The sequence below is a fragment of the Psittacicella hinzii genome (assembly GCF_003585885.1).
GTDB lineage: Bacteria > Pseudomonadota > Gammaproteobacteria > Enterobacterales > Psittacicellaceae > Psittacicella.
The window spans coordinates 1-7856 of record NZ_NRHC01000045.1 but is presented as its reverse complement, the minus strand read 5'-3'; the positions used below and the strand labels follow the sequence as shown (position 1 = coordinate 7856).

7 protein-coding genes and 1 tRNA gene are annotated in these 7856 nt (G+C 33.1%); 4 read left to right on the top strand and 4 right to left on the bottom strand.

The annotated features are described in order from the left end of the window. Nucleotides 1-90: 90 nt before the first annotated feature. Together CKF54_RS04215 and ribF are read right to left on the bottom strand one after the other, a co-directional pair. On the bottom strand, nucleotides 91-1170 hold the full coding sequence (locus CKF54_RS04215) for a PTS sugar transporter subunit IIC (protein ID WP_119525089.1): 1080 nt from the start codon (nucleotides 1168-1170) through the stop codon (nucleotides 91-93). 60 nt (nucleotides 1171-1230) lie between these two features. Continuing rightward, nucleotides 1231-2205 carry a riboflavin biosynthesis protein RibF gene (ribF, locus tag CKF54_RS04210; protein ID WP_119525087.1) on the bottom strand — a complete coding sequence of 325 codons (975 nt, stop codon included), beginning with the start codon at nucleotides 2203-2205 and terminating at the stop codon, nucleotides 1231-1233. A gap of 197 nt (nucleotides 2206-2402) precedes the next feature. Here ribF and CKF54_RS04205 point away from each other — a divergent pair, with 197 nt between their 5' ends. The 3 genes from CKF54_RS04205 to CKF54_RS04195 are packed head-to-tail and all read left to right on the top strand — an operon-like array spanning nucleotide 2403 to nucleotide 5968. Beyond that, nucleotides 2403-4835: a S16 family serine protease gene (locus CKF54_RS04205; protein WP_119525085.1), complete on the top strand. Its 2433-nt coding sequence runs from the start codon at nucleotides 2403-2405 to the stop codon at nucleotides 4833-4835. A gap of 54 nt (nucleotides 4836-4889) precedes the next feature. Then, nucleotides 4890-5402, top strand: a complete 513-nt coding sequence (gene fabA, locus CKF54_RS04200) for a bifunctional 3-hydroxydecanoyl-ACP dehydratase/trans-2-decenoyl-ACP isomerase (protein WP_119525083.1) — start codon at nucleotides 4890-4892, stop codon at nucleotides 5400-5402. Nucleotides 5403-5407: 5 nt separating this feature from the next. Continuing rightward, nucleotides 5408-5968 carry a DUF615 domain-containing protein gene (locus CKF54_RS04195; RefSeq protein ID WP_119525081.1) on the top strand — a complete coding sequence of 187 codons (561 nt, stop codon included), beginning with the start codon at nucleotides 5408-5410 and terminating at the stop codon, nucleotides 5966-5968. 38 nt (nucleotides 5969-6006) lie between these two features. Here the strand turns inward: CKF54_RS04195 and CKF54_RS04190 are convergent, their stop codons facing one another. After that, nucleotides 6007-6669, bottom strand: coding sequence for a hypothetical protein (locus tag CKF54_RS04190; RefSeq protein WP_119525079.1), 663 nt, complete (start codon nucleotides 6667-6669; stop codon nucleotides 6007-6009). Between CKF54_RS04190 and CKF54_RS04185 the strand changes: the two genes are divergently transcribed. Continuing rightward, on the top strand, nucleotides 6668-7522 hold the full coding sequence (locus CKF54_RS04185; protein WP_119525078.1) for a hypothetical protein: 855 nt from the start codon (nucleotides 6668-6670) through the stop codon (nucleotides 7520-7522). The genes CKF54_RS04190 and CKF54_RS04185 overlap by 2 nt on opposite strands. A gap of 243 nt (nucleotides 7523-7765) precedes the next feature. Here CKF54_RS04185 and CKF54_RS04180 read toward each other — a convergent pair. Further along, a tRNA-Ser gene (locus tag CKF54_RS04180) sits at nucleotides 7766-7856 on the bottom strand.

Genomic DNA, 7856 nt, shown 5'->3' with positions numbered 1-7856 from the left:
AAAAATCTAAAAATTTAGGATGACAAAGAGTAAATTAAATTTTTTCTAATTAAAAAGGATCTTAATCAATTGATTAAGATCCTTTTTTCTTTAATTTACATTTGGCGTAAATTTAACAATTTCAAAAGTATAGATTTTAAATACACGAATAAATAAGAAGTGTACTAAACTTGCTACCGCAAATGGGATAACTATATATGCAATTATTAATTTACTAATAGCGCTACCAGTAGAAACTCCTTGAGTAACAAAAGCATCATAAGCAGCTAATGGACCAACTAAACCACTATAACCAAAACCAGCAGTGAAGGCTGTTCCGTGTACACCTAATAAGTAAGCAGCTAAACCACAGATTGCTCCAGAAACCGCTAGAGGTAAAGCTAAAATTGGGTATTTTAATAAATTACCTACTAGCATTTTAACAATACCTAAACCTACAGTAACTGAAACCCCTGGTTTATTTACAAATACAGAGCCAATTAACACGGCAATCATAGTTGAAGAACAACCTAAATTTGCAATTCCAGAGTTAACTGCGTTTAGTTTAATCGCTAGAGCAACAACTACTGAAGAGATAGGAGAAATAATTAGAATTGCAAAAGTTGCACCAATTAACATTGACATTAAAATTGGATTTAAAGTAGTAAAATACTCAACCGCGTCAGCAACACCTGTAGTTATATAGCCAACGATCGGTAAAGATACTTCACGACCAAAATGCGCTAATGCAACTCCTAAAATAGGTAATAAAATAATCTCTAAAGAACGGAAAAGATTATTGATTTTTAAAATAATCGCAGAACTTACTGCTCCCATAAAAATCGCATTAACTAAATCTCCTAGTCCTTTTAGTTGTAGAACATTTACCGCACTACCTTGCTCTGTAAATAGTTGTACTACACTAAGATTTCCCGAAGAAAGAAAAGAAACAAAGCTTACTACCCCTGCACGTAAAGGATTTAAACCAACAAAAGTTGCAATTAAAAATCCTATAAGAATTGGGGCAATACTTTGTACTTGTTGACAGTAATTAATGAAATTAGCAATTAATTGACTATCTGTAGCAAATGGACGTAATAATGTTCCTAGAATGGCATAAGGAATTAATGGAATTACAATTCCTAAGCCTCCGGCATTGAGGGCTTTAATCGAAAAATCTTTAATTGACATATAGTTAACCTTAAAAGAAATTGTTAAGTTATCACTAGTTATTTAGTTATCTCTAGTTGTTTAGTTATTGCTAAAAAGATCGTTACCGGCAAGTAAGTTTCTCTTTGGATTTGCCTGACGAGCAAACTCTTTATCTTTAGCTATTTGCGCTTTAAGCTCATCTACTGAAGAGAATTTCTTTTCCGCACGAATGAATTGAGTTGGGGTTACTTTTACTTCTTTGCCGTATAAGTCTCCAGTAAAATCAAATAAATGAACTTCAACAAGCCACTGTTTCTCATCAGAGTTCACCGTAGGTTTAAAACCTACATTACATACCCCATCATAAATCTTATTATCTCCCTCTAATTTCACAAGACAAACATATGTGCCATGCAGAGGTGAAAGAATGCGATTGATTGGAATATTTGCGGTTGGAGTATCTAAGGTACGAGCTAATTGCTTACCTTTTTCTACAATCCCCGTAAAACTAAAAGGTTCAGCTAATAAACTATTTGCGGTTTTTAATTGATTGTCTGCTAATAATTGACGGATTAGAGTAGAGCTTACTCTTTGTTCCTTGTCATTTAAAATGGTACCAATAACATCTACCTTGTATCCGTAAACGCTAGAAAACTCTTGCAGTTTTGCTAAGTTGCCTCCTCTATTTTTACCAAAATGAAAATCATCGCCAATAAAAATAGTGTTTACTTGCATACTTGTACAAAGTTGCTTAACAAAGTCATCAGCTTCTGTATTCGCTAACTCTAAGTCAAACTTTAGCACTAATAAATTATCTACTAATTTAAATTTATCTAAAGCGCTAATTTTATCTTGTAAAGTAAAAAGTCTTGAGATCTTTTTAGTAAAAAGCTCAAGAGGTTGCGGTTCAAATACAATCAGCAAAGTTGTACCATTATCTTTAGCCGCTAGATTGTCTAGTTCTTTTAAAATTGCACGGTGTCCTAAATGTACACCATCAAAATTACCAATCGAAACAAAAACGTTTTCTAGCTTAGCTTCTCTTAGCTGATCAAAGGATGTAAATACTTGCATACTTGTTAAATAATTTACCTATTTGATTATTTTATTTAGCAATTTTAATTATAGCATAGTACTGAAAAAGTCCAAATTAAGCTTACTTTTTCTTCGAGAGTTTTATGATAAAATAGGAACGCCGTTTATTAATTTTTTAGATAAACCAAAATTTTATATTTTTCCCTAATTTTTATATTTTTACATAGTTTTTACTTATGCTGAAAAGACTTACTCCAGCGGAGTTAGATCTTGAACTGATACTTGCTAATTATGCACGTAATCTTTCTTCTCAAGATTTAATAACTTTAGATAAACTTGTTGAGCTTCCTTTACAAAGTAATCTCAACAATTTTATTGCCCAATACTTTACTTTGCAATTTAACGAAAGTGCAAAATCTCATCAGCAATTAGATGTAGATATTAACTTAAATGAACCTGCAAAGTTTACCCCTCAAGCCTTAAAAGAGTTTTTCCTAAAAAAAGAAAATACCCCTCTAAGTGAAGACGATTACTCTTATATTCGTAGTTACTTACTTTACCAATGGTTACTTTTTGATGATCTTGAAGTGAAGTTAGCTGATTTAATTTCTGCTAAAGCAAGCATACTTGCAGTTGAGCAATCTCGTAGTTTACACTCTGCACAATCGCAATTATTTCAAGCTTTTCTTGCCGAGGTAAATAGAAGTATCAAACCTGAAATCTCTATAAGTAATGAAGAAGTTTGGCAAATAAAAGCTAACTTTGCTTACCAACAAATCAATGGTTTACTTAAGGACAAAAGCAAAAACGCTGGAACTAGCACTAGCGCTTTAGCTCAAGATCAGGAACTAAAAGAAACAAATCCGGCGATCAATGCTTTAAGTTATAAACTTATTACTGACCTTAATCGTGCCGAGATTTTTGGTTGTTATAACCACGAAAATAAAGAAAATCCTTTTACTCTTGGCTATTTAAACTATCCTAATACTATCTTAGCTATTACGGCTGAAAAAATGGCAGAAGATCCTGAATTAGTAATTGAGTTAATTAATGCAATTACTAACCAACAGTATAATCTGCACCAAGTAACTGGGATTGATAAATTTAAGCATTTACCGTCGCTTACTCTGGCTAGCAACTGTAAGCTAATTATTTTAGCTAATGCCCAAGAAAGAGAGGAAGTTAACTCTTATCTTGAGATGTACGATAAGTATAGTATCTTAGGCGCATATAGTTATCACGCGACAGATACAGAGTTTATGCTCAACAGTGCCAAAATTTATCGCGATGCTTATCTACTAGGCTTTGGTGAAGCAATCGAGCGTAATCTTACTGAAGAAGAAATTGAAAAGCTAGTGCAAAAGTATCTACGTGATCCAGACAATAAAGATACCTATAATCTAGTAAATGATATTCACCTACAAGCTAACTTAAAAACTGAGTTTTATGAGGATCTTCCTTATCAAACTCAATTAGTTTATGCTCCTGAACATCTTGAGCAAGGTAAAGAAGATAGTGATGAAAACTCACTTGAGTATTCGTTTAATTACACTTACAACTTAAAGTTGCTAGATTACAAGTTTGAGTACTTTACAATTCTTTGTCGTTTAGTAATGTTAAAACAGCTCCTTGGTTTCCCTGGTAAGATCGATACTAGTTATTTAAACAAAATTTTAGTAACTTTATTTGATCTTAATGAAACTAAAAATCGCCTCTACTGGGCAACTGACCGTATCAATTACATCTTTACGCGAGCTGGCAATAGCGAAAATAAATTTATCCATTTAAAGGCAAGTGAAGCTCGCCAAAATAATAAAGACTACCAAGCTTTCCTCCATTACGTTCTTGATGATTATCAACATATTGAAACCTCAGGAATTCGTATTGGTACCGCTAACGGTCTAGCTTATATTGATGAAAACCAATATAGTCATGATCCGCGTGGGGTAGTTTTCCGTCTTTCTTGCATTCTTCCTGGAGAATCTGGCTCGTTTGTCGATGTAGATGCAGAGTTAAATCTTGCAGGTAAATTTGCTCGTCGTGCTAATATTATTAGCTACTCTTACATTAAGTCACTCTTTACCGATGGTATAGACTTTAGTGCAAATTTACTGACTGAACAACTCTATGAAAAGACCGATGGAGATAGTGCTTCTGTTTGTAGCTTTATCACTATAGCCTCTGCTATTTCAAAATGTTACGTACGTCAAGATCTAGCTGTAACAGGAAATATGGATCAGTTTGGTAACATTCTCGCAGTTGGAGGTGTTAGCCAAAAGATTGAAGCCTTCTATGATCTATGTAAGGCTCGCACTCTTACAGGCTTACAAGGGGTTATCATCCCTGAAGTAAATGTAAAAAACTTAGTTTTACGTGACGATATTATGGAAGAGGTTGCTAAAGGTCGTTTTAAAATCTTTAGCGCTAGCCATGTCTATGAAGTGTTTGAATTAATGACTGAAGTTGCTTTTGCTGACCCGTCAGACAATACTACTTTAAATCAAGAGAAAAACTGGCAGTATGACAGCGTAATTGCAATTAAAGATCGCCACAACACATTTATTAGCCGAGTTTTATACCAATTAACCGGACAAAAGAAAAAAGTACCACTAAGTCCATGGAAGAAATTTTTAATTCCTTGGTGGTATCGTAAATTAAAAGGAATGTAACTTTAGTGATATAATACTAGCGTTACAGTTTATGAAAAATTTATAAAGGATTTTATGAGTAGACCTACTTCTTATACATATGAAGATTTAATTAAATCTTCAAAAGGTGAACTTTGGGAAAATGGCCCTCAATTACCAGCTCCTAACATGTTAATGATCGATGCTATCGATGTTATTGATGAAAAAGGTGGAGCAAATAACTGCGGTTATATTGAAGCTACTTTAAATATTAAACCTGATTTATGGTTCTTTGGTTGTCACTTTATTGGTGACCCAGTAATGCCGGGTTGTTTAGGTTTGGATGCTATGTGGCAACTAGTAGGCTTCTACTTAGGTCATTTAGGTCACAAAGGTAAAGGACGTGCTTTAGGTGTAGGTGAAGTTAAATTCACTGGACAAATTTTACCAATTGCACAAAAAGTTCAATATCGTATTACTTTAAAACGTGTAATTGCTCGTGGTTTAGTAATGGGTATTGCTGATGGTGAAGTTGTTTGTGATGGCAAAGTTATCTACGAAGCAAAAAATCTAAAAGTTGGTCTATTCCAAGACACTAACTCATTCTAATAACAATGGCAAGATTTAAAAAAGATTTTGATTGGGATCAGATTGAACGTGATAATAAAGAAGCTGAAGAAATTATTTACGTAAGTAAATCAGAGATTAAACGTGATGCTAAAGATTATCGCAAAATCACAGCCCAATTAGTTGAGTTAAATATCAACAAGATCGTTCCTCTTGGTTTTAGTCAAAACGTTGTTGACGCAATTATTAAAACTAAAGAAATGAAAAACATGGAAGCAAAACGCCGTCAAATTAACTTTGTTGCTAAGCTTCTAAGAAAATACGATCTTGAAGAATTACATCTACTTTTAAAAGAAACAGATCCTACGGGACAAGTGGCTGCTGGTTCAGATGTACAGCTTGATAAAAAAATCAGAGTAACAATTGAACGTTTACAACAGCCAGAGTTTCGTGAGCGAGCTTTAGATACTTTAGCTCGTCAAGATGCTGAATTTGATCGTGCTAAAGTAGTTGAACTTCTTGAACAAACTCAAGTAGATCAAGATCCATTAAATACTGAGTTATGGAATTATTTCTATCAATTCTTCCGTAAAAGTATTAGTAAATAACAAAAAAATAGCAGGTTTATAAAAAACCTGCTATTTTTTTAAACTATTTTTTTCGGCGAGTAATAGTGTTGACTCGCTATAACAAAGAAATACATAAAGTTTACTCCACTTAAACGGTAAAATGGAGATACTAAAATATGCGGTGACTCTGGAATAAGCATACGATAATTAAAGGCGTCAGAATCTGAATCTGTGCCATAATAATAACCAACTGCATAAGAGTAGATATTAAAAAGATTACGTAAAACTGTATTTAAGTAATCGTACATTTGTTCTAGTACCTTATCGACCAAAGCAAGATCATGACGAGATACAAACTTATCTAAATGAATCTGTTCGTTTGCCCAGTCTCTTGTTGAGTAAAGATAACTATATACTTCATCAAGATCGACATAAAGTTTTAACAAGCGAGAATCACCGTCAACAAAATTACTTGCAAAGGTAGATAAAGGGTTTAATAAAATCCCATATTTAAGATTCTTATAGACTCCCTCGGAAATCTTTACACGATCATCACCGTATTCGTTATTGATATTTTTTATAAATACTCTTACTCGCGGAATCAGTTCACGATAATAATTAACTAGAGCATTTACTTGTGCTTGATGCTGAACAACATGCTCTTTATCATCAACTCTATAGTCCTGTACTAGTTGTTTAACACGTTGTTCATCAATTTTATCTAGGTTGTGTTTTTTCATGTGTTGTTTTGTTCGTTTAGATATTCTTCAAAAATTAAATTACCCTATTGCAAATCAAGATCAAATTATTGATTTAAATGAGCTCTCTCCCCTATTTACTTTACAAGAAAACGCAAAAGATCTGAACATAACTTCTTCTCTCTTAAATCAATATCTCTACCTAGAAGACCATGAAATTATTAGCCAGATTGCAACACTTCTTGAAAAGGACTATCTCTATCAACCAAGAAAATTAGATTTAACCTTTTTACAAAAAATAGGTAAGTTTATTAAGCAAATTACTAACTTGCGCACCCTAGGCTATAGTAAACCAACAACTAACTTACAAAAGCAAATACTTACTTTTCTTAAAAGCAAGCAAAAGCAAATACAATTACCTAAGAATCCAACTAACATCAATCTTCTGCTACAAATTCTACAAAGCCTTACCTTAAGTTACCTATTAAAACAGCCTTTACCATTAGCTGTATTTATCGACGGTCAACTTGAAAATTACGAGGCTTACAGCTTTGTATTTAATTTAGAGCAAGGAAGTATCAGTTTTGCTGACCTAATTTTACAAGAAGAGCATCCTAATCTTGAGGTTTATCATCAGTTAGGAGATACTTTAGCGCAATTACAGGCTGACAATACTTTTATCTTCGCTCAACAACTTGATTCTTTAGTGTATAGCAATAAACAATGGTTTTGTTTAGATTTTACGCAAGTAAAAATACATCCTTTTACCCAAGAGATAGCTGGTAAGGATTTGCAAACTCTACTAGATACCATTAATATTTTTAATCAAAAATACCAAGGATACTTCTTTTTAGAAGACTGGCAAGCAATTATCCATGGGTATGAAAATGATTAAAAGATTAAAATAGGTTGCGTAGTATCCTGTTATATAGTGCAAGCAATAATGAAATAAAGTAAAAAGCATACAGCTACACAGCTATACAGTGCAATAAAAGCAAAACTGCAATAAAATCATTACTGCGTCTTGTACCGGTAATCTTAATTTGCAAAAAGAGGAGCATTATTTAAATAAGCTCCTCTTTTAATTTTAAAATAAGAAAAAAGAGAAAGTTTTTAAACTCTCTCTTTTTAAAAATAATGGCGGAGGAAGTGAGATTCGAACTCACGGATGGCTACAAACCATCGCCGGTTTTCAAGACCGGTGCCTTAAACCACTCGACCATTCCTCC